Source organism: Ramlibacter montanisoli (assembly GCF_013087525.1).
GTDB classification, from domain to species: Bacteria; Pseudomonadota; Gammaproteobacteria; order Burkholderiales; family Burkholderiaceae_C; genus Ramlibacter; species Ramlibacter montanisoli.
The window spans coordinates 3,697,710-3,717,480 of sequence record NZ_JABFCS010000001.1 but is presented as its reverse complement, the minus strand read 5'-3'; the positions used below and the strand labels follow the sequence as shown (position 1 = coordinate 3,717,480).

Sequence of the window (19,771 nt, the reverse complement as noted above, 5' to 3'; positions counted from 1 at the left end):
AGGTGCAATGTCCGTGCCGCGCAAGGCGGCGCGTCAAGCGGCGGCGAACACCGCCACCTGCGCGAGCACGGCGGGGTCCTTCAGGATCTTGCGATGGCCCAGGCCCTCGGTGGCCAGCAGCTGCGCGCCTTGCACCGCGTGCGCGAAGGCCTGGCCGTCGGCGAAGGCGTTGATGGCGTCGCCGCGGTCGTGCACCACCAGGGTGGGCACGCGGATGCGCGGCGCCACGTGGCGGGGCTCGAAGTGCTGCATCAGCATGCCCTCGCGCGCCTCGATGCGCTTCTGCATCGCGCTGCGCGTGGCCTCGCTCAGGCCGAACACCTGCGCGAAGTAGCGCGTGTAGTTGCCGGGCGACGCCGGCGGGGCGATCAGCACCAGCTTGCCGATCGCCAGGCCGCGGCTGGCCGCATGGGCCGCGGCGTTGGCGCCCAGGGAGTGCGCGGCCAGCAGGCCGATGCGGTGGCCTTCCTGCTGCAGCCGGCCCACCGCGTAGTCGATGGCGCGGGGCGAACTGCGGCAGGCTGCTGGTCGTGCCGGCGCTGCGGCCGTGCGCAGGCATCTCCAGCAGCACGGGGCGCAGGCCCTGCTGCGCCAGCGATTCGGCCAGCTGCAGCATCTGCCGCGCGTGGCCGCCCCAGCCGTGCACCAGCAAGGCCACCGGGCCGTGCGGAGCGGCGGCCTGCGAGTACACGGTGATCTGCGCCTGCTCGAAGGACCAGTGCGTCACGTCCCACGCGGGGTCCCAGTGCCCCTTGCGCTGCAGCCATTTCGGCGGCAGCGGCGTGGTGAACAGGCGCATGGCGCCGCGCACGGCCAGCGCCGGCCAGAGTTTCTGCGAGGTGCCGAGGGCGGCGCGGAACAGGCGCAGGCCGACGCTGGCCTGGTAGTAGCCGGCGGTGGCGTCCACCGCGGTGCGGGAGTTCATCGGGAGCTCCTTCAGAAGAAGATCATGTCGGCGTTGCTGCGCGGAAGGCTGCGCAGCGCCTCGAAGGCGGCGCGGGTGAGGCGCCAGCCGGCGTAGAGGACGGCGAGGGAGAGCACGGTCAGCATGGAAGCATCCTTTCTCGCACAGTCGTGCGAAACATGGGCAGGGGAGGGCGACGGAGGTCTCCGGCGGTTGCTCTAGCTCTGGTAGGTCTTCACCAGGCGCTCCCAGGTCAGCTGGGCGCGTTCGGTGGCGCGCGGATCGCGCAGGAAGCGGATGTCGTGCAGCAGCCCCATGGCGAGGCTGTAGACCTCGCCCACCAGCTGCTCGGGATCGGTGTCGTCCTTCAGGTGCCCGGCCTCGACGGCCTGCACCACGGTGCGGCGCAGGGCGGCGCGCCAGCGCGTGACCTCGCCGAGCAGGAAGTCGCGCAGCGGCCCTTCGCGGTCATCGAGCTCGAAGGCGCCGGCCGTGAAGATGCAGCCGCTTTGCGCCTCGACGTCGCGCGTGCGCACGATCCAGCGGCGCACGATCTCGTTGAGGCGGGGCAGGCCCTTGGGCTGCTGCATGGAGGGCACGAACACGTCGGCGATGAAGCGGCGGCCGAATTCCTCGATCACCGCGATCTGCAGCGCCTCGCGCGAGCCGACGCGGGAGAACACGCCGCTCTTGGACAGGCCGATGCGATCGGCCACCGCCTGCAGCGTGATCGCCTCCAGCCCCTCGCCCGCAGCCAGGTCGAGCGCCGCGCCGACGATCGCGGCACGGGTGAGTTCGCTCTTCTGGGTCTTGGCGTCCATGGCGCGCAGAATAGCACGCTTGTGCGAAACAGCAACCCCCTCGCCAGCTCACGGGTATTCGTAGGTCGTGGTGAGCCCTGAGGCGAACCGCGACACCCGGCGCCCCAAACCCTCGTCGAAGATCGCCACCGCCCGCGTCCACCCCGCCGAAGCCCCGCGGATCTTGTGCGGAAAGCAGCTGATATGGAACCCGTCGGCCGGCAGCGCCTCCAGGTTGTGCAGCTTCTCCAGGTGGCAGTAGCCGATGTCGCGGCCGGCCTTGTGCCCCTCCCAGATCAGCGAGGCATCGCCGCTCTCGCCGTACTTCCTCGCGGTGTGCACGAAGGGTGCGTCCCAGCTCCAGGCATCGGTGCCGGTCAGGCGCACGCCGCGTTCCAGCAGGTACATGGTCGCCTCGTAGCCCATGCCGCAGCCGGCGGCCACGAAGTCGGGCTGGCCGTAGCGCGAGCCGGCCCGCGTGTTGACCACCACGATCTCCAGCGGCTGCAGCGCGTGGCCGATGCGGCGCAGTTCCGCCTCCACGTCGGCGGCCGTGACCACGTAGCCGTCGGCGAAGTGGCGGAAGTCCAGCTTCACGCCCGGCTGGAAGCACCATTCGAGCGGCACCTCGTCGATCGCGATCGCGCGCTCCTTCCCGCCCAGCTTGCGGTTCATCGTCGAGTGGAAGTGGTAGGGCGCATCGAGGTGCGTGCCATTGTGCGTGGACAGCGTCACGCGTTCCACGGCCCAGCCCTCGCCGTCGGGGAGGTCGCCCTTGCGCAATCCGGGGAAGAAGGACTCGATCTGCCCCACGGTGTTCTCGTGCGTGAAGTACTCGATCCTCGGCGCGAAGGCCGGCGGGTCCGACACGACGTCGTTCTCGAGGTAGATGGAGAGGTCGACGAACTTCCGTGGCATGGGAAAACCTCCGTTGGGACGCGCAGGTGCCGATGCTAATCTGCCGCGCATGAGCGCCGCACCGTACGTTCCCCAGATCCGCCGATACCAGCAGTGGCTGCGCGACACGCGCGGCCTGTCCTTCAACGACTACCAGGCCCTGTGGGAGTGGTCGGTGCGCGACTTGCCGGCGTTCTGGCAGAGCATCTGGGACTACTTCGACATCCGGTCGCCGACGCCCTACCAGCAGGTGCTGGCCGAGGGCACGATGCCGGGGGCGCGCTGGTTCGAGGGCGCGCAGTTCAACTACGCGCGCCAGGTGCTGCGCCACGTGGAGCCGGCGCATGCGGCGGGCTTTCCCGCCATCATCAGCCGCAACGAGAAGGGCCGGCAGCGCGAGCTGTCCTGGCCCGAGCTGCGGCGGCAGGTCGCCTCGCTCGCGCTGCACCTGCGCGCGCAGGGGCTGCAGCCGGGTGACCGCGTGGCGGCCTACCTGCCCAACGTCCCGGAAGCAATGGTCGCCTTCCTGGCCGTGGTCAGCCTGGGCGGCATCTGGAGCATCTGTGCGCCGGACATGGGAACCAACGCGGTACTCGATCGCTTCCAGCAGATCGAGCCGAAGATGCTGATCGCGTGCGACGGCGTCAGCTATGGCGGCAAGGACTTCGACCGCATCGCAGTGGTGGCGGAACTGAAAGCGGCGTTGCCTTCGGTGCAGCACGTGGTGATCCACCGCAACCTCGGGCTCGCCACCGAAGGACTGCCCGAATTCACCGACTGGACGCAGACCATAGACGCCAGCGGGTCCGAAGTGGACGCCTTCGAGCCGCTGTGGCTGCCCTTCGACCATCCGCTGTGGATCGTGTACTCCAGCGGCACGACCGGGCTGCCCAAGCCGATCGTGCACAGCCACGGCGGCATCGTGCTGGTGATGCTGGGCGCGGGCGCGCTGCACAACGACATCGGCTGCAGCTACGACCGCAACAGCTGGGGCGAGCGCTACCACTGGTACAGCTCCACGGGCTGGGTGATGTGGAACGCGCAGCTGGCGGGGCTGCTCAGTGGCACGACCTGCTGCATCTACGACGGCAACCCGGGCGGCAGCAAGGACAAGCCGGACTGGGGCGTGCTGTGGCGCTTCGCTTCGGAGCTGGGCGTCACCTTCTTCGGCGCCGGCGCGGCCTTCTTCGCCAACTGCATGAAGGCGGGCGTGGACCTCTCCCAGTTCCCCGAATTGAAGAAGGTGCGCGCGCTGGGCACCACCGGATCGCCGCTGTCGGAAGACGCGCAGCGCTGGGGCACGCGCGAGTTCCAGAAGCTCGGCAAGCCGGACATCTGGTGGTGCAACATCTCCGGGGGCACGGACTTCGCCGGTGCCTTCATCGGCGGCAACCGCGAGCTGCCGCAGGTGCCCGGGCAGATGCAGTGCCGCGAGCTCGGTGCCTCGGTGGAAGCGTGGAACGAGCAGGGGCAGCCGGTGATCGGCGAGGTCGGCGAGCTGGTGTGCACGAAGCCGATCCCTTCCATGCCGCTGTACTTCTGGAACGACGAAGGCAACAAGCGCTACCTCTCCAGCTACTTCGACATGTACCCGGGCGTCTGGCGGCACGGCGACTGGCTGAAGATCTCGCCCGAGGGCGGCTGCGTCATCTACGGCCGCAGCGACGCGACCATCAACCGCCACGGCCTGCGCATGGGTACCAGCGAGCTGTACAGCGCGGTGGAAGCGCTGCCCGAAGTGCTGGACTCGCTGGTGGTGGACCTGGAGTACCTGGGCCGCGAAAGCTACATGCCGCTGTTCGTGGTGCTGCGGCCGGGGCAGGCGCTGGATGCGGCGATGAAGGCGAAGATCGCCGGCGCGATCCGCACGGCGCTCAGCCCGCGCTTCGTGCCCGACGAGATCCTGCAGGTGGCCGAGGTCCCGCGCACGCTCTCGGGCAAGAAGCAGGAGCTGCCGATCAAGAAGCTTCTGCTCGGACAGCCGATCGAGAAGGTGGTGAACCGGGATGCGATGGCGAATCCGCAGTGCCTGGAGTGGTATGTGCGGTTTGCGAAGGAAAGAGCGGCGTCCTGAATGTGCTTCGTAGGGTGGGCTGCGCGCAGCGCACCCCACCTGCTAATTGCCTCTGGACTCTTCTTCCAGCAGGTCCAGGAAAGCACGCACCTTCGCCGCCACCAGCCTGCGTCCCGGCAACAGCGCGTGGATCCGCAGCGGCGAACAGGTCCACTGCGGCAGCAAGCGCACCAGCTTCCCCTGCGCCACCGCTTCGGCGCAGAAGGTCGAGGTGATGCGCGCGACGCCGATGCCTTCGATCGCCGCCTTCAGCCGGATCTCCGCATTGCCGCTGCGCAGGCGCGGGTTGCGCACCTCCACTTCGGCACTGCCGCCATCCGCCCTGGTGAAGGACCAGCTCTGGTCCTCGCCGCCACCCAGCAGCGGCAGCGCATTCAGTTCTTCCGGATGTTCCGGTGGCGCATGGCCCCTGAGCAGTTCCGGCGACGCGAACAGCCCGCGCTCCAGCGAATAGACCCGCTTGGTGACCACCGTCGACGGCGCGAAGCTGTGCTCGATGGCGGAGAACACCAGGTCGTAGTTGCGCTCGAACAGCGCCACCCGCGCATGTTCCACGTCGACGTGTACCTTCAACTGCGGATGCTCGCGCATCAGCCGGCAGGCGACCGAGGCGAGGTGGTGCGCGCCGAACTCGTAGGGCGCCGCGATGCGCAGCGTACCTTGCACGGTGGTGCCCTGCGCCAGCGCCTCCACCGCGCGTTCGCGCAGTTGCGCGAAGGGCTTGGAGATGTCGCGGTAGAGGGACTCGCCGGCCTCGGTCAGGCGCAGCTGGCGCGTGGTGCGTTCGAGCAGGCGCGTGTTGAGTTGCGCCTCCAGCCGGGAGACCGAAGCGCTGAGGCTGGACTTGGGCCGGTCGAGCGCGCGCGCGGCGGCGGTGAAGCCGCCGTGGTCCACCACCTGGCAGAAAGCGTCGAAGTCGTCCCAGTTCATTGTTCAGGATTCGGAACACAGCGGCCATGCGCGCTTCTTGATGCGCGTCAAGGCCTTCCCTAGGATTGTCCCATCACCGCTTTGGGCCGCCCGGCCCAGGAGAACCCCATGTTTCTGAAGAATTGCTGGTACGTCGCCGCCTGGGACCACGAGCTGATCGACGGCCGGATGCTGCCGCGGACCATCCTCGAAGAGGCGGTGCTGCTGTACAAGTCCGAGACCGGCAAGGTCGTCGCGCTGCAGGACCGCTGCTGCCACCGCGGCGTGCCGCTGCACCTGGGCCGCCGCGAAGGCGATTGCGTGCGCTGCATGTACCACGGCCTGAAGTTCGATCCCACCGGCAAGTGCATCCAGATCCCCGGGCAGGAAGTGATCCCGCCCAAGCTGGGCGTGAAGAGCTATCCGGTGATCGAGAAGGACCACCTGGTGTGGATCTGGATGGGCGACCCGGCCAAGGCGGACCCGGCCCAGATCATCGACTTCCCCTACCTGCGCGAGCCGCAGTGGAAGGGCGTGCCCGACTACATGCACTACAAGGCCAACTGGCTGCTGATCGTCGACAACCTGTCCGACTTCGCGCACCTGGCCTTCGTGCACACCAAGACCCTGGGCGGCTCCGAGGAGTACGCCTACGTGACCAAGCCGGTCGCGGTCGAGCGGCAGCCGCGCGGCTTCCGCGTGGAGCGCTGGCACATGGACGCGCCGCCGCCGCCCTTCCACAACAAGGTGCTGCCCGCGGAGCTGAAGGGCAAGCACGTGGACCGCCGCAACATCGGCCACATGCACATCCCGGGCATCTTCTTCCTGGAGTCCATGTTCTCGCCGGCCGGCAGCGGTTCGGAAACGGGCAACCGCGAAGGCACCAAGGAATACCGCAACTGCCAGTTCATGACGCCGGAGACGCGCAGCACCACGCACTTCTTCTGGACCTACCTGAACAACTGGGAGGGCGAGGACCACAACATCTCGCGCTCGCTGCACCAGAGCCTGATCGAGGGCTTCATGGAAGACAAGCACCTGATCGAGGCGCAGCAGAAGGTGCTGGATGCCGATCCCGAGTTCAAGATGCTGGCGGTCGCCGCCGACGCCGCGCTGTCGCATTTCCGCTGGACGCTGGACAAGCTGGTGGCCGCGGAGCGCGCGGAGGAAGCGACCCGCCAGGCCGCCGAGCCCAGGACGATTCCCATCAAGGCGCCGCACCAGGCCGGACTGAGCGCATGACCTTGCTGAAACTGCGCGTCGCCTCCGTGCACGCCGAGGCGCGCGACGTCATGCGCCTGGAGCTGGCGGACCCGCGCGGCGCCCTGCTGCCCGCGTTCGAACCGGGCGCCCACCTCACGCTGCACCTGCCCAACGGCGTGCAGCGCCAGTACTCGCTGGCCGGGGATTCGCGCGAGCGCAACCGCTACGTGCTGGGCGTCGGCCGCGCGGCCGACAGCCGGGGCGGCTCCGAGTACGTGCACGCGATGCTGCGCGCCGGCGCCGAGGTCACCTGCAGCGCACCGGCCAACAACTTCGCGCTGGTGCCCGATGCGGCGCGCTACCTGTTCGTCGCCGGCGGCATCGGCGTCACGCCCATCCTGTCGATGGTGCGCTGGTGCGAAGCGAACGGCAAGCCCTGGAAGCTGGCGTACGCGGCGCGCAGCCGGGTGCGCATGGGCTTCTACGAGGAGCTGCGCGCCTACGGCAGCCGCGTGCGCATCCACTGCGACGACGAACAGGGTGGCCCGCTGCCCGTGGCGGCGCTGATGGCGGACGTGGAACCGGGCACGCACGTGTACTGCTGCGGCCCGGCACCCCTGATGGAAGCGGTGCGCGAGCACGGCGCGCACCTCGCGCCCGAGACGCTGCACTTCGAGTGGTTCAGCGCGCCGGCGGCCAACGAGCCCGAGGCCGCCGCCGAAGGCTTCTGGGTGGACCTGAAGCGCAGCGGCGCCAGCCTGCACGTGTCGCCGCAACAGAGCATCCTCGAGGTGCTGGAAGCCAACGGCCACGAAGTGCCGTTCTCCTGCCGCGAGGGCCTGTGCGGCACCTGCGAGACCGCCGTCTGCGAAGGCGAGCCGGACCACCGCGACTATGTCTATCCGCCCGCGCAGCGCGCGTCGCTGCGCACCATGCTCGTATGCGTGTCGCGCGCGAAGTCGGCGCGGCTCGTGCTCGATCTCTAGTTCCCTTTCCCCCGCATCCCCAGGAGTCACCATGGAATTGACACGCCGCAGCTTCGTCCACGGCACCCTTGCCACGCTGTTCGCGGGCGGCCTTCCGCAGGCCTGGTCCCAGGCCCTCGACACCGCCAAGGTGGTGATCGGCTTCGCGCCCGGCGGCACCATCGACGTCACCGGCCGCCGCGTGGCCGACAAGCTCGCGCCGGCCTTCAGCAAGGCCGCGATCGCGGAGAACAGGACCGGCGCCGGCGGGCAGATCGCGGTACAGGCGGTGCGGACGGCCGCGCCCGACGGCAGCACCATCCTGCTGACGCCGGCCTCGCCGCTGGGGCTGCATCCCTTCACCTACAAGAAGCTGCCCTACGACCCGGTGGCCGACCTGCTGCCGGTGTCCGGCGCCGCGGTATTCGACTACGCGCTGGCCGTGGGCCCGCTGGTGCCGGCGGGCGTGAAGACCGTGCCGGACTTCCTGGCCTGGGCCAAGGCCAACCCGGACAAGGCGAGCTTCGGTTCCGCCGGTGCCGGCTCCGCCGCCAACTTCATCGGCGCGGCGCTGGGCAAGGCGGGCAAGGTGGAACTGCGCCACATCCCCTACCGTGGCTCGCAGCCCGCCATCCTGGAAATGATCGGCGGCCAGCTGGCTGCGGTGGTCGGCCCCACCGGCGAGTTCATGGGGCAGGTGAAGGCCGGCAAGGCGCGCCTGCTGGCCACCAGCGGCCCCGCGCGCGGCAAGTTCACGCCCGACACGCCCAGCTATGCGGAGCAGGGTTTCAAGGAGCTCGCCTATCTCGGCTGGTTCGGCTTCTACGTCCCCGCGAAGACGCCGGCCGAGGTGGTGCAGCGCCTGAACGGCGCGATCCGCGGCGCGCTGTCCTCGCCCGACGTGGTGGACAGCCTGGCGGCGCTGTACCTGGAGCCGTATCCCACCAGCCCGCAGCAGCTCGCCTCGCTGCTGAAGACCGAGACCGAGTTCTGGTCCGGCCTGGTGCGCACGGTGGGCTACACGCCCGAGGGCTGAGGCGATGAACGCCCGCGCGATGCAGGACGTGTTCGAGACCCGTCGCCCGCAGGAGATGGCGCGTGAGGAGTGGCAGGTCCGCTGCGAACTCGCGGTGGCCTACCGCCTCTTTGCGCACCTGGGCTGGCACGAGCTGATCTACAACCACCTGACGGTGCGCGTGCCGGGCAGCGAGTATTTCCTGATCAACCCCTTCGGCCTGATGTACCGCGAGATCACGGCCAGCAAGCTGGTGAAGATCGACCTGGAGGGGCGCAAGGTGGAGCCCAGCCCCTGGACCGTGAATCCCGCGGGCTTCATCGTCCACAGCGCGGTGCATGCGGCGCGGCCGGACGCGCACTGCGTGGTGCACACGCACACCACCGCGGGGCAGGTGGTGTCCTGCCAGGCCGGCGGCCTGCTGCCCCTGAGCTTCAACGCGATGTTCTACGCGGGGCGCGTGGCGTACCACGACTTCGAGGGCATCACGCTCGATCGCGAGGAATGCCGGCGTCTGGCCGCCGACCTCGGCGACCGCAACGTGATGATCCTGCGCAACCACGGCCTGCTGGTGTGCGGGCCCAGCATCGGCGATGCCTTCGCCGAGCACTACATGCTGCAGCGCGCCTGCGAGGTGCAGGTCGCCGCGCAGGCCACCGGCGTGCCGCTGGTCCTGCCGCGCGACGAGATCGCGCAGCGCGCCTCGGCGCAGTACGACAGCAGCGCGCGCAAGGGTGGCCAGAACACGCTGCTGTGGGACGCGATGCTGCGCTGGGCCTGGGACCTCGATCCGGGCTTCGTCAGCTAGCCGGCTTCTTGCGGTTCACCAGCACGATGCCGACCGCCACCGCAGTCAGCGCGACCAGCAGCTGCACGGTGAGCCTCTCATTGAGCAGCAGCACGCCGAACAGCAGCGCGAACAGCGGCGCCAGGAAGGTGAAGGAGGACAGCTGCGTCGCCGGGTAGTGCCGCAGCATCCACATCCAGGCCAGGTAGCTGGCGAAGGCGCCGATCACGGTCTGCAGCGCGATCGACAGCCAGGCGTAGCCGGAGTACTGCAGCGACCAGGTCTCGCCCAGCGCCAGCGACAGCATCGGCGCCACCGCGGCGGTCACCGCCACCTGGTAGAACAGCGTCTTCTCCGCCGAGGACGTGGCCATCTTCGAGCCGCGGATCACCAGCGTGGTCAGTCCCCACAGCACACCCGCGGCCAGCGCCAGCGCGTCGCCGCGCAGCTGGCGCGGCGTGCTCCGGCCGGTGAAGCCTTCGCTGAAGGCCAGCGCCACCGCCGCGAAGGCGACGACCAGACCCACCCATTGCACCGGCCGCAGCTTCTCGGCCGGCACCACGCGCGGCAGCAGCAGCGCCACCACGAAGGGCGAGGTGTAGAGGAAGACCGTGAGCCGCGAGGCCGTGGTGTCGCGCAGCCCGAGGTAGATGCAGGTGAACTCGCCGGCGAACAGCAGGCCCGCGAGCAGGCCCGCGCCCAGCGTGCCGTCGCGCTCGAACAGCTTGATGCCGCGCACCGCGCACCACACCCACAGCAGCACGGTCGCGCCGACGAAGCGGATCGCCGCCTGCCACAGCGGCGGCACTTCGGAGACGGTGGTCTTGATCAGGATCTGCTGGAAACCCCAGAACAGGCAGCACGCCAGCAGCAGGGAAACGGCGAGGGCGTCGAGGTGTTCTTTTCGTTCGCGCATCGCGCGATGGTAGCGAGCTAGCGCCGCGCCAGCTTCGCCAGCAGCTTCTTCAACGCCGCCTGCTCCGACACCGCCAGCGTGCGCAGCATTTCCGATTCGTGCGTCCGCGCCTTCTCCAGCAGCGGCTTGACCAGCTTCTTGCCGGCGGGGCTCGCGGTCACCAGCGTGCGGCGCTGGTCCGCCGGGTCGGCCAGCAGCGTCACCCAGCCCTGTTCGCCCATGCGCTGCACCAGCTTGGTCACCGTCGGCTGCTTGGACAGCACCTCGTGCGCGAGCTGGCTCACCGTGATCGGCGGGCTGTCGTGCAGGGTCGCCAGCACGCGCCATTCGATCGAGCTCAGGCCCGCCGCGCGCACGTGGCTGTCGAAGTTCTTGTACAGCGCGTGGTTGGCCTGCCCGAGCAGGTAGCCCAGGTAGCCATCCACGAAGCGGTCCGAGCTCACAGCGGATGCTCCGTGAAATAGCGCCCGCCGTGGAACAGCAGCGGCGACGCGCCGGTGCGGTGCGCGCAGCGTTCCACCTCGCCGACGAAGATCACGTGGTCGCCTTCCTCGTAGCGGCTGCGGTTGAAGCATTCGAAGGTCGCGGCGGCGCCATCGAGCAGCGGCGCCCCGCCCGCGCCTTCGGTGAAGGTCACGCCGTTCCAGCGGTCGGCGCCGCGGGTGGCGAAGCGTTCGGCCAGCGCCTTCTGGTCGGCGGCCAGCACGTTGATCGCGTAGTGCGAGCCGGCGCTGAACACCGCCATGGAAGCGGCCGCGCGCGACAGGCTCCACAGCACCAGCGGCGGCGTCAGCGACACGGAGTTGAAGGAATTCGCCGTCAGGCCCACCACCCGGCCGTCGGCGGTGCGCGCCGTGACGATGGTGACGCCGGTGGCGAACATGCCCAGCGCCGCACGGAATTCCTGGGCGGAGAAGCTCGGCGGCTGGGCTTGGCGCGGAGGGTTCATCGGGAGGCGGATTGCATGAAATTTCATGTATTATGGTCCACGACCCAGAGGCACGCCACGGACATGCTGCAGGAAACCATCGAGCCCGCGTGGCTGGACGCCTTCGAAGCGGTCCTCGGCCGCTGCGCGCTGCGGCGAGGCGACACCGTCGCCGTCCTGAGCGAAAGCCAGAGCCGCGCGGTCCTCCCCGAACTGGCCCGCCTCGCGGCGGCCCGTCTCGGCGCCCAGGTCTTCAGCATCGTCCTTCCCAGTGTCTTCGCCGGCGGCACGCCGGTGGCGCGCAGCACAGGCGCCTCGCCCGTGCTGCGGCAGATCGCCCCGTCGTCTCCGCACTGGCCGGCAGCACGCTGGTGGTGGACTGCACGGTCGAAGGGCTGATGCACGCCCCGGAACTCCCCGCGATCCTGAAGGGCGGCGCCCGGGTCCTCTACGTGAGCAACGAGCACCCGGAGGCGCTTGCGCGCCTGGTGCCCGACGACACGCTGGAGCCGCTGGTCAAGGAGCACGTCAAGCGCCTGCGCGGCGCGCGCGAGATGCGCGTCAGCTCGCCCGCCGGCACCGACCTCACGATCTCGCTGCAGGGCGCGACCTGCGGCGGCAACTGGGGCTACACCAGCCGGCCCGGCACCATGACGCACTGGCCGGGCGGCCTGGCGCTCGCCTTCCCCGCCGCCGGCAGCGTCAACGGCACACTGGTGCTGGCCGAAGGCGACGTCAACCTCACCTTCAAGCGCTACCTGGAAAAACCGGTGACGCTGCGGGTGGAGAACGACTACGTGACGCGCATCGAAGGCGCCGGCCTGGATGCCGACCTGATGCGCAGCTACATCTCGGCCTGGGGCGACCGCGAAGCCTATGCGGCCAGCCACGTCGGCTACGGCCTGAACGCGGGCGCGCGCTGGGACAGCATGGCGCTGTACGACAAGCGCGATTTCAACGGCACCGAGCTGCGCGCCTTTGCCGGCAATTTCCTCTACAGCACGGGCGCCAACGAAGTCGCGGGACGGCACACGCTGGGCCACTTCGACCTGCCGCTGCGCCAGTGCACGGTCCGCCTCGATGGCAGCACCGTCGTCGACGCGGGAAGGCTTCTGCCATGACCTCCACCCCCGCCTTCACCACCCTGGGCGGTGGCCCCACCGTGCTGATGCTGCATGGCATCGGCGGCGGCCACCTGGCCTTCGCGCCGCAGGTGGAGACGCTGGCCACCGCGGGCTACCGCGCCGTCGCCTGGGACATGCCCGGCTACGGCCACAGCGCGCCGATCGAGCCCTACACCTTCAAGGGCCTGGCGCACAGCTGCATCCGGTTGATCGAATCGCTCAAGTGCCAGCAGGTGATCCTGCTGGGTCACAGCATGGGCGGCATGGTCGCCCAGGAAGTGGTGGCGCGCCGGCCGGACCTGGTCAAGCGCCTGGTGCTGTGCGGCACCTCGCCTGCCTTCGGCAAGCCCGATGGCGACTGGCAGCGCGAGTTCATCGCCCAGCGCACCGCGCCGCTGGACGCGGGCCGAAGCATGGCGGAACTGGCCGAAACGCTGGTGCCGCAGATGATCGGCCCCGGCTCGCTGCCCGAAGGAGTGTGCGGCTCGCCACCCATTGCATGGGCCTGGTGCCCGCGGCGACCTACCGGCGCGCGCTCGAGTGCATCGTCACCTTCGACCGCCGCGCCAACCTGGGCAACATCCTGGTGCCCACGCTGGTGCTGGCCGGCGAGCACGACCGCAACGCGCCGCCGGCCGTGATGAAGAAGATGGCCGAGGCCATCCCGAACAGCACCTATGTCGAGATGAAGGGCGTCGGCCACCTGCTGAACCTGGAAGCCCCCGACGACTTCGACGCGCTGCTGCTCAATTTCCTCGAGCTGCCCGAAACCCTGCTGCACTGACGCATCCCCGGAGAGCCCATGGACGCCTTGCCCGGCCTTGCCTTCACGCCCGCCGTGGGCGACCACGCCTTCAGCGCGAAGCAGCGCGCGCTGCTGGCGCAGGCGAACGAACTCGGGCGCGAGCGCTTCGCGCCGCGCGCGGCGCAGTGGGACGAGGAAGCGAGCTTTCCCTTCGCCAACTACGAGGACCTGCGCAACGCCGGCTTCCTGAAGCTGTGCGTGCCGGAAAGCGCCGGTGGGCTCGGAGCCGACTACGCGACCTACATGATGGTGGCGGCGGAAATCGGCCGCTTCTGCGGCGCCACCGCGCTCACCTACAACATGCACATCTGCTCGACGATGTGGACCGGCGTGCTGGCCGACGGCATCCCGATGACCGAGACGCAGCGCGCCGAGCATGCGCAACGGCGCGCGCTGCATTTCCGGCGCGTGGTGCAGGACGGCGCGGTCTACGCCCAGCCCTTCTCCGAAGGCAGCGCCGCGGCGGCGGGGCGCGCGCCCTTCGGCACCACCGCGCGCAAGGTCGAGGGCGGCTGGCTGGTCAACGGCCGCAAGATCTTCGCCTCGCTGTCCGGCGCCGCGGATTACTACGGCGTGCTGTGCACCGAGGACAAGGGCGACGAGAAGCCGGACGCGCGCGACACGCTGTACCTGGCGGTGCCGGCGACCAGCCCCGGCTTCGCCATCAGCGGCGACTGGAATCCGCTGGGCATGCGCGGCACGGTCAGCCGCAACCTGAGCTTCAAGGACGTGTTCGTCAGCGACGACGAGCAGCTGATGCCGCGCGGCGTGTACTTCAAGGGCGCGCAGACCTGGCCGGCCATGTTCTTCACGCTGGCGCCCACCTATCTGGGCGTGGCCAACGCCGCCTACGACTTCACGGTGCAGTACCTGCGCGGCGAGGTGCCGGGCGAGCCGCCGGTCAAGCGCCGCATGTACCCGACCAAGCAGGTCGCGGTGGCGCAGATGCGCATCCAGCTGGAGCAGATGCGCAGCATCTTCCTGCGCTCGGTGCTGGAAGCGCGGCCCAACCCGTCCAAGGACGAGAGGATGCGGCTCTATGCGGCACAGTACACGGTGATGGAGGGCGCCAACGACATCGCGCGGCTGGCCATCCGCACCTGCGGTGGCCAGAGCATGATGAAGCACCTGCCGCTGGAGCGGCTCTATCGCGACAGCCGCTGCGGCTCGCTGATGCTGCCGTGGACGGCGGAACTGGTGCTCGACCGGATGGGGCGCGAGACCCTGTACGAGGCGGGAGAGAAGGACGAGTGAACAGGCACGGTTGCGCGGCGCTGGCGGCGCCGGCCCGCTGCACGCGCGCCGGAAATCGGCGAGACTTGGTGCCACCATGAGCACCGAAACCCTGGACAACCCCAACAAGTTCGGCAGCGGCCGGTCCGTCAAGCGCATCGAGGACGAGGGCCTGCTCAAGGGCCTGGGCCAGTTCACCGACGACCTCGCGCCTGCCGGCGAACTGCGTGCGGTGTTCGTGCGCTCGCCCTATCCGCATGCGCGCATCGTTTCCGTCGACACGGGCAATGCCGCCGGGATGCCCGGCGTCGCCAAGGTCGTCACCGGCGCCGAGCTGGTACAGGCCGGCGTGAAGCCGATCCCGACCAACCCCGCCTTCAAGCGCGGCGATGGCTCGCCGGTGGCCACCGCGCCGCGCCGGGCGCTGGCGCACGAGCGGGTGCGCTATGTCGGCGAACCGGTGGCGCTGGTGGTGGCGCAGACCCTGCAGCAGGCGCGCGATGCGGCGGAGGCGGTGTCGGTGGAATACGAGGAACTGCCGCATGTCGTGGAGCTGCAGGCCGCGGTCTCTCCCGGCGCGGCCGTGCTGTGCGATGCGGCACCCGACAACATCGCGGCGGAGATGCGCTACGGCGATGCCAAGGCGAGCGATCAGGCCTTCGCGCGCGCGGCGCATGTCGTGTCGCTCACCGTCGTCAACCAGCGCGTGGCCGCGGTGTCGATCGAGCCACGCTCGGTGCTGGCCTGGGTGGCGGAGGACGGACGCCTCACGCTGCGCATGAGCAGCCAGATGCCTTCGGGCGTGCGCAACTCGCTGGCCAACGACATCCTGGGCATCGGCGCGGAAAAGGTGCGCGTGACCGTGGGCGACGTCGGCGGCGGCTTCGGCATGAAGACCGGCATCTACCCGGAAGACGCGGCCGCGGCCTGGGCCGCGTGGACCCTGAAGAAGCCGGTGAAGTGGGTGGCCGACCGCAGCGAGGAATTCCTCTCCTCCTTCCACGGCCGCGACCAGCGCGCCGACGCCGAACTCGCCCTCGACGCCGGCGGCCGCATCCTCGCGCTGCGCCTGCGCACGCTGGCCAACGTCGGCGCCTATGCGACGGCGACCGGCATGGTGATCCCGATGGTGGTCGGCCCCTGGGTGCAGACCAGCGTGTACGACGTGCCCGCGATCGACTTCCACATCCGCTGCGTGATGACCAACACGGCATCGACCGCGGCCTACCGCGGTGCCGGACGGCCGGAGGCGATCTTCATCATGGAGCGCCTGATGGACGAAGCGGCGCGCCAGACCGGCATCGACCGCGTGGAACTGCGCCGGCGCAACTTCGTGCGGCCGCAGCAGATGCCCTACAAGAACGCGATGGGGCAGGTGTACGACGTCGGCGAGTTCGAGAAGATCATGGACGAAGGCCTGGCGCTGGGCGACTGGAGCGGCTTCGAGAAGCGCCACGCGCAGAGCAAGGCCAAGGGCAAGCTGCGCGGCCTGGGCCTGTCGACCTTCCTCGAGTGGACCAGTGGCAACGTGTTCGAGGAACGCGTGACCGTCGACGTGAAGGCCGACGGCGTGATCGAGGTGTTCTCCGCCGTCAACCAGATGGGGCAGGGCATCGCCACCACGCTGGCGCAGCTGGTGGTGGACGTGTTCGGCGTTCCCATCGAGAAGGTGCGCGTGGTGCTGGGCGACACCGACCGCGGCGACGGCTTCGGCAGCGCGGGATCGCGCTCGCTGTTCACGGGCGGCTCGGCGCTGCACCTGGGCGCGGAGAAGACCCTGGACACGGCGCGCGGCCTGGCGGCGAAGTCGCTGGAAGCCTCTCCCGCGGACCTGGAGTACAGCGCGGGCCGCTTCGTCGTGAAGGGCACCGATGTCGGCGTCGGCTTGTTCGAGCTGGCTGCGAAGCAGCCGGGCCAGCACATCTTCACCGACCACACCAGCGCCGTCGCCGGCCCGAGCTGGCCCAACGGCTGCCACGTGAGCGAGGTCGAGATCGACCCGCAGACCGGCGAGGTGCAGGTCGTGAAATACGCGGGGCTGAACGACGTCGGCCGCGTGGTGAACCCGATGATCGTGCGCGGCCAGCTGGAAGGCGGCGCGGTGCAGGGCATCGGCCAGGCGCTGATGGAATACATGGCCTACGACCGCGAGAGCGGCCAGCCGGTGACCGGCAGCCTGATGGACTATGCGGCGCCGCGGGCCGACGTGGTGGCCTGCGAGTTCGTCATGGAGATGAACCAGACCGTGCCCTGCAAGAACAACCCGCTGGGGGTGAAGGGCGTGGGCGAGCTCGGGACCATCGGCGCCGCGCCCAGCGTGGTGAATGCGGTGGCGGATGCGCTGGCGCGCGCGGGAAAGCAGGATGCGGCGCGGGGATTGCAGATGCCCTTGACGCCGGCGAAGGTGTGGGGGTTGTTGAACGGGTGAGGCGCTGTCGGTGGACGGGTGTCGCGGTTCGGGCTTCGCCGCTCACCACGACCTACCGGGAGCGGGATTTCGTAGTTCGTAGGTCGTGGTGAGCGCGCGCAGCGCCGAACCGCGACACCCGGCGATCAGCGCAGCGACAGCTCGCCTTCGCCCTGGTACCCACGCTCCGGCTGTTCGAACCCATAGAACCTGAAGTTCATCCGCGGCTGCCGCCCGCCGATCAACTCCGCCATCGCCTTGCCCGAACCCGCACCATGGGTCCAGCCCAGCGTGCCGTGCCCCGCGTTCACCCACAGGCCGCCCACCTTGGTGCGGCCGATGTAGGGGATGTTGGTCGGCGTTGCCGGACGCAGGCCGGTCCAGAACTTCGGGTCGCCGCCTTCTTCCGGCAGGCGCGTGTCGCACACGCCGGGCAGCACCTTCTCGATGCGCTGCGCCAGCATGCGGCAACGGTCCTGCGCCAGCCGCGAGTCCAGCGTGGCGTCGTAGCCGGAGACCTCGATGGTTCCCGCCACGCGCAGTTCGTCGCCCAGGCGGCTCATCGCCACCTTCACTTCGTCGTCGATGCTGCTCACGAAGGGCGCGTCCACCGGCTTCTTCAGCTTGAAGGTCGCGCTGTAGCCCTTGCCCGGGTAGATCGGCAGATCCACGCCCACCTGGCGCAGCAGCGGCGCGGTGTAGGAGCCGCAGGCCACCACCACGTCGTCGGCGCGCAGGCGCTGCACGGCGCCGGTGGCGCGGTCGCGGATGCGCACCGCGTCGATCTCGCCGCCGGTGGTTTCCAGGCGCTCGATGTCCTGGTTGAACAGGAACTGCACGCCGCGCGCAGCGCACAGCTGGGCCAGCTTCTGCGTGAACACGCGGGCGTCGCCACTCTCGTCGCTGGCGGTGTAGGTGCCGCCGACGATGCGGTCGAAGTTGCGGAAGGCCGGCTCGATGGCGAACAGCTCGTCGCGGCTCACGACCTTGCGGTCCACGCCGTACTTCTGCATCAGGCCGGCGGCCACGGCCGCGTCATCGAAGGCCTTCTGGTCGGTATAGAAGTGGGCGATGCCGCGTTCGAGCCGGTGGTAGTCGATGCCGGTGGCCGCGACCACGTCCTTCAGTGCCGCGTGGCTGTACGCGCCCAGCGCCACCAGCTGCTGCACGTTGCGCTCGAAGGCCGCATCGTTGCACTGGGCGAGGAACTGCAGGCCCCAGCGCCATTGCTGCCAGTCCAGCTGCGGGCGGAACAGCAGGGGTGCGTCGTTGCGGAACATCCACTTGAGCAGCTTGGCGGGCGCGTGGCGGTTGGCCCAGGGCTCGCAGTAGCTCACCGAGATCTGCGCGGCATTCGCGAAGCTCGTCTCCAGTGCGGCGTCGGGCTGGCGATCGACAACGATGACTTCATGGCCGCGTTCGGCCAGGTGCCAGGCGGTGCTGATGCCGATGATGCCGGCGCCGAGGACGAGTGTTTTCATGGGTCCAAGTTTGCCGCCGGCCGCCGGAAATCAAAAGCCAAATTAAACTCTCAGCGCCCGGATCAGAATTGCTTATATGACGACCTTCGACCCCGCCGCCCTGGAAGCACTGGCCGCCATCGTGGAGGAGGGCGGCTTCGACCGTGCCGCGCAGCGCCTCAACATCACGCAATCCGCCGTATCGCAGAGGTTGCGGGCGCTGGAGGCGCAAGTGGGCACCGTGCTCATCGTGCGCAGCCGGCCGCTCAAGCCCACTTCGGCCGGCCACCTGCTGCTGAAGCACACCAAGCAGATGAGGCTGTTGCGCGCGGACCTGGAGCGCGACCTGAGCGAGCTCGCCCCAAGCTCGACCGGCGGGGGCCGCGAAGAGGAGCGCATCGCGCTGGCCATCAACGCCGACAGCATCGCGACCTGGGCCCTGCCGGCACTCAACGACCTGGCGCGCCAGGGGCTGCCGCTGGAGATCATCACCGACGACCAGGACTTCACGCACGAGTGGCTGCGCGAAGGGCAGGTGCTCGGTTGCGTGACCACCGTCAAGCAGGCGCTGCGCGGCTGCAAGGTGCTGCCGCTGGGGGCGATGCAGTACGTGGCGGTGGCGCAGGCGGACTACGCGCGCGAGCGCCTGGGCGGCGCGCTGACCGCGCACAACTTCCGCGAAGCGCCCTTCGTGGCCTTCAACCGCAAGGACGACATGCAGGCGGAATTCGTCGGCAAGGCCTTCGGCCTGAAGCGCGTGTCATTGCACCAGCTGTTCGTGCCCAGTTCGGAGGGGCAGGTGCGCGCGGTGCTTGCGGGCTGGGGCGTGAGCGTGGTGCCGGAGCTGCTCACGCGCGGGCTGGTCGCGCAGGGCGAATTGGTGAATGTCGCGCCCAAGGCGAGCGTGCCGGTGCAGCTGTATTGGCACTGCTGGAACCTGGAGTCCGCGGTGCTGGACCAGCTCACGACCGCGCTCACCGAGGCGGCGCGCCAGGCGCTCAGCCCCGCCTGAATCCCTCAGCGGGGCGTCGACGCGCCTTGCGAGAAGCCGCCATCGAGGTGCAGCCCGAGGCCGTCCGGATTCGCCAGCGCCAGCAGGACCGCGGCCAGGACGGCGGCAATCCAGGCGAGGGTCTGGGTCCAGAGCGGCTTCATGGGAACTCCCTTTGCGCACATGGCGCGCGCATGCAGAGAAGTGTGCGCCCACAGGGAGAACGGCAAGCATCGCTTTTGTAAAGTCCCTGACGCAAATGTGCCCGAATGCTGACGCATCGCTGTCCGCGTAGGCGTGAGCGAGTGCGGCGTTAGGGCGCAGGCCTATCGGTGCGCGCAATGCATGCGCGC

At 69.5% G+C, this 19,771-nt stretch carries 19 protein-coding genes and 1 pseudogene; 11 read left to right on the top strand and 9 right to left on the bottom strand.

The features are described from left to right. Window positions 1–33: 33 nt before the first annotated feature. The 3 genes from HK415_RS27245 to HK415_RS18395 form a co-directional block, all read right to left on the bottom strand. Window positions 34–486, bottom strand: coding sequence for an alpha/beta fold hydrolase (locus HK415_RS27245; protein WP_373684616.1), 453 nt, complete (start codon window positions 484–486; stop codon window positions 34–36). 636 nt (window positions 487–1,122) lie between these two features. Then, a complete protein-coding gene (locus HK415_RS18400; RefSeq protein WP_171561768.1) occupies window positions 1,123–1,725 on the bottom strand; it encodes a TetR/AcrR family transcriptional regulator in 603 nt (200 codons plus the stop codon). Between the two features lie 48 nt (window positions 1,726–1,773). Continuing rightward, window positions 1,774–2,622 carry a cyclase family protein gene (locus tag HK415_RS18395; protein ID WP_171561766.1) on the bottom strand — a complete coding sequence of 283 codons (849 nt, stop codon included), beginning with the start codon at window positions 2,620–2,622 and terminating at the stop codon, window positions 1,774–1,776. A gap of 49 nt (window positions 2,623–2,671) precedes the next feature. Here HK415_RS18395 and HK415_RS18390 point away from each other — a divergent pair, with 49 nt between their 5' ends. After that, on the top strand, window positions 2,672–4,675 hold the full coding sequence (locus HK415_RS18390; protein ID WP_253261945.1) for an acetoacetate--CoA ligase: 2,004 nt from the start codon (window positions 2,672–2,674) through the stop codon (window positions 4,673–4,675). A 42-nt stretch (window positions 4,676–4,717) separates the two neighbouring features. On the opposite strand, the gene HK415_RS18385 is transcribed toward HK415_RS18390, so the two are convergent. Next, complete coding sequence (locus HK415_RS18385; protein ID WP_171561759.1) at window positions 4,718–5,605, bottom strand: LysR family transcriptional regulator; 888 nt, start codon at window positions 5,603–5,605, stop codon at window positions 4,718–4,720. A 108-nt stretch (window positions 5,606–5,713) separates the two neighbouring features. On the opposite strand from HK415_RS18385, the gene HK415_RS18380 reads away from it, so the two are divergent. Genes HK415_RS18380 through HK415_RS18365 form a run of 4 tightly spaced genes read left to right on the top strand, consistent with a single transcriptional unit; the run spans window position 5,714 to window position 9,575 of the window. Continuing rightward, window positions 5,714–6,826: a Rieske 2Fe-2S domain-containing protein gene (locus HK415_RS18380; protein WP_171561756.1), complete on the top strand. Its 1,113-nt coding sequence runs from the start codon at window positions 5,714–5,716 to the stop codon at window positions 6,824–6,826. Continuing rightward, entirely contained in the window at window positions 6,823–7,773 is a 951-nt protein-coding gene (locus tag HK415_RS18375) for a PDR/VanB family oxidoreductase (RefSeq protein WP_171561753.1), read from the top strand. The genes HK415_RS18380 and HK415_RS18375 overlap by 4 nt, the downstream gene beginning before the upstream one ends. A gap of 31 nt (window positions 7,774–7,804) precedes the next feature. Then, on the top strand, window positions 7,805–8,788 hold the full coding sequence (locus HK415_RS18370; RefSeq protein WP_171561750.1) for a Bug family tripartite tricarboxylate transporter substrate binding protein: 984 nt from the start codon (window positions 7,805–7,807) through the stop codon (window positions 8,786–8,788). 4 nt (window positions 8,789–8,792) lie between these two features. Next, window positions 8,793–9,575, top strand: a complete 783-nt coding sequence (locus HK415_RS18365; RefSeq protein ID WP_216369822.1) for a class II aldolase/adducin family protein — start codon at window positions 8,793–8,795, stop codon at window positions 9,573–9,575. Here the strand turns inward: HK415_RS18365 and HK415_RS18360 are convergent. The 3 genes from HK415_RS18360 to HK415_RS18350 are packed head-to-tail and all read right to left on the bottom strand — an operon-like array spanning window position 9,568 to window position 11,419. After that, window positions 9,568–10,470, bottom strand: coding sequence for a DMT family transporter (locus HK415_RS18360; protein ID WP_171561747.1), 903 nt, complete (start codon window positions 10,468–10,470; stop codon window positions 9,568–9,570). The two genes, HK415_RS18365 and HK415_RS18360, sit on opposite strands and share 8 nt — an antisense overlap. Window positions 10,471–10,487: 17 nt before the next feature. After that, the gene (locus HK415_RS18355) at window positions 10,488–10,913 is read right to left on the bottom strand and encodes a MarR family winged helix-turn-helix transcriptional regulator (RefSeq protein WP_171561744.1); all 426 of its coding nucleotides are present in this window, start codon (window positions 10,911–10,913) and stop codon (window positions 10,488–10,490) included. Next, complete coding sequence (locus HK415_RS18350; protein ID WP_171561741.1) at window positions 10,910–11,419, bottom strand: flavin reductase family protein; 510 nt, start codon at window positions 11,417–11,419, stop codon at window positions 10,910–10,912. Before HK415_RS18350 ends, HK415_RS18355 begins: the two co-directional genes overlap by 4 nt. Before the next feature lie 63 nt (window positions 11,420–11,482). Between HK415_RS18350 and HK415_RS18345 the strand changes: the two are divergent. The 5 genes and pseudogenes from HK415_RS18345 to HK415_RS18330 all read left to right on the top strand — a co-directional run bounded on the left by HK415_RS18345 (window position 11,483) and on the right by HK415_RS18330 (window position 16,988). After that, window positions 11,483–12,519 (top strand): annotated as a pseudogene (locus tag HK415_RS18345) (2,5-dihydroxypyridine 5,6-dioxygenase NicX family protein). Further along, on the top strand, window positions 12,516–13,163 hold the full coding sequence (locus HK415_RS18340) for an alpha/beta fold hydrolase (protein WP_373684615.1): 648 nt from the start codon (window positions 12,516–12,518) through the stop codon (window positions 13,161–13,163). Before HK415_RS18345 ends, HK415_RS18340 begins: the two are co-directional and overlap by 4 nt. Then, window positions 13,109–13,306 carry an alpha/beta fold hydrolase gene (locus HK415_RS27240; RefSeq protein ID WP_373684614.1) on the top strand — a complete coding sequence of 66 codons (198 nt, stop codon included), beginning with the start codon at window positions 13,109–13,111 and terminating at the stop codon, window positions 13,304–13,306. The genes HK415_RS18340 and HK415_RS27240 overlap by 55 nt, the downstream gene beginning before the upstream one ends. Before the next feature lie 18 nt (window positions 13,307–13,324). Further along, on the top strand, window positions 13,325–14,581 hold the full coding sequence (locus tag HK415_RS18335; protein WP_171561738.1) for an acyl-CoA dehydrogenase family protein: 1,257 nt from the start codon (window positions 13,325–13,327) through the stop codon (window positions 14,579–14,581). A gap of 76 nt (window positions 14,582–14,657) precedes the next feature. Then, the gene (locus tag HK415_RS18330; protein WP_171561735.1) at window positions 14,658–16,988 is read left to right on the top strand and encodes a xanthine dehydrogenase family protein molybdopterin-binding subunit; all 2,331 of its coding nucleotides are present in this window, start codon (window positions 14,658–14,660) and stop codon (window positions 16,986–16,988) included. 125 nt (window positions 16,989–17,113) lie between these two features. Here HK415_RS18330 and HK415_RS18325 read toward each other — a convergent pair whose 3' ends face one another. Continuing rightward, window positions 17,114–18,448 (bottom strand): D-amino acid dehydrogenase, encoded by a 1,335-nt coding sequence (locus HK415_RS18325; protein WP_171561731.1) that lies wholly within the window; start codon window positions 18,446–18,448, stop codon window positions 17,114–17,116. A gap of 76 nt (window positions 18,449–18,524) precedes the next feature. On the opposite strand from HK415_RS18325, the gene HK415_RS18320 reads away from it, so the two are divergent. Next, complete coding sequence (locus HK415_RS18320; RefSeq protein ID WP_171561727.1) at window positions 18,525–19,439, top strand: LysR family transcriptional regulator ArgP; 915 nt, start codon at window positions 18,525–18,527, stop codon at window positions 19,437–19,439. A 5-nt stretch (window positions 19,440–19,444) separates the two neighbouring features. Here HK415_RS18320 and HK415_RS18315 read toward each other — a convergent pair whose 3' ends face one another. After that, window positions 19,445–19,582 (bottom strand): hypothetical protein, encoded by a 138-nt coding sequence (locus tag HK415_RS18315; protein WP_171561724.1) that lies wholly within the window; start codon window positions 19,580–19,582, stop codon window positions 19,445–19,447. Between the last annotated feature and the right edge of the window lie 189 nt (window positions 19,583–19,771).

Coding starts and splice junctions, on each gene's coding strand:
- HK415_RS18400 (WP_171561768.1), bottom strand. CDS start 1,725: ATGGACGCCAAGACCCAGAAGAGCGAACTCACCCGTGCCGCGATCGTC.
- HK415_RS18360 (WP_171561747.1), bottom strand. CDS start 10,470: ATGCGCGAACGAAAAGAACACCTCGACGCCCTCGCCGTTTCCCTGCTG.
- HK415_RS18340 (WP_373684615.1), top strand. CDS start 12,516: ATGACCTCCACCCCCGCCTTCACCACCCTGGGCGGTGGCCCCACCGTG.
- HK415_RS18375 (WP_171561753.1), top strand. CDS start 6,823: ATGACCTTGCTGAAACTGCGCGTCGCCTCCGTGCACGCCGAGGCGCGC.
- HK415_RS18365 (WP_216369822.1), top strand. CDS start 8,793: ATGAACGCCCGCGCGATGCAGGACGTGTTCGAGACCCGTCGCCCGCAG.
- HK415_RS18320 (WP_171561727.1), top strand. CDS start 18,525: ATGACGACCTTCGACCCCGCCGCCCTGGAAGCACTGGCCGCCATCGTG.
- HK415_RS18380 (WP_171561756.1), top strand. CDS start 5,714: ATGTTTCTGAAGAATTGCTGGTACGTCGCCGCCTGGGACCACGAGCTG.
- HK415_RS18350 (WP_171561741.1), bottom strand. CDS start 11,419: ATGAACCCTCCGCGCCAAGCCCAGCCGCCGAGCTTCTCCGCCCAGGAA.
- HK415_RS18330 (WP_171561735.1), top strand. CDS start 14,658: ATGAGCACCGAAACCCTGGACAACCCCAACAAGTTCGGCAGCGGCCGG.
- HK415_RS18395 (WP_171561766.1), bottom strand. CDS start 2,622: ATGCCACGGAAGTTCGTCGACCTCTCCATCTACCTCGAGAACGACGTC.
- HK415_RS18385 (WP_171561759.1), bottom strand. CDS start 5,605: ATGAACTGGGACGACTTCGACGCTTTCTGCCAGGTGGTGGACCACGGC.
- HK415_RS18335 (WP_171561738.1), top strand. CDS start 13,325: ATGGACGCCTTGCCCGGCCTTGCCTTCACGCCCGCCGTGGGCGACCAC.
- HK415_RS18390 (WP_253261945.1), top strand. CDS start 2,672: ATGAGCGCCGCACCGTACGTTCCCCAGATCCGCCGATACCAGCAGTGG.
- HK415_RS18370 (WP_171561750.1), top strand. CDS start 7,805: ATGGAATTGACACGCCGCAGCTTCGTCCACGGCACCCTTGCCACGCTG.
- HK415_RS18315 (WP_171561724.1), bottom strand. CDS start 19,582: ATGAAGCCGCTCTGGACCCAGACCCTCGCCTGGATTGCCGCCGTCCTG.
- HK415_RS18325 (WP_171561731.1), bottom strand. CDS start 18,448: ATGAAAACACTCGTCCTCGGCGCCGGCATCATCGGCATCAGCACCGCC.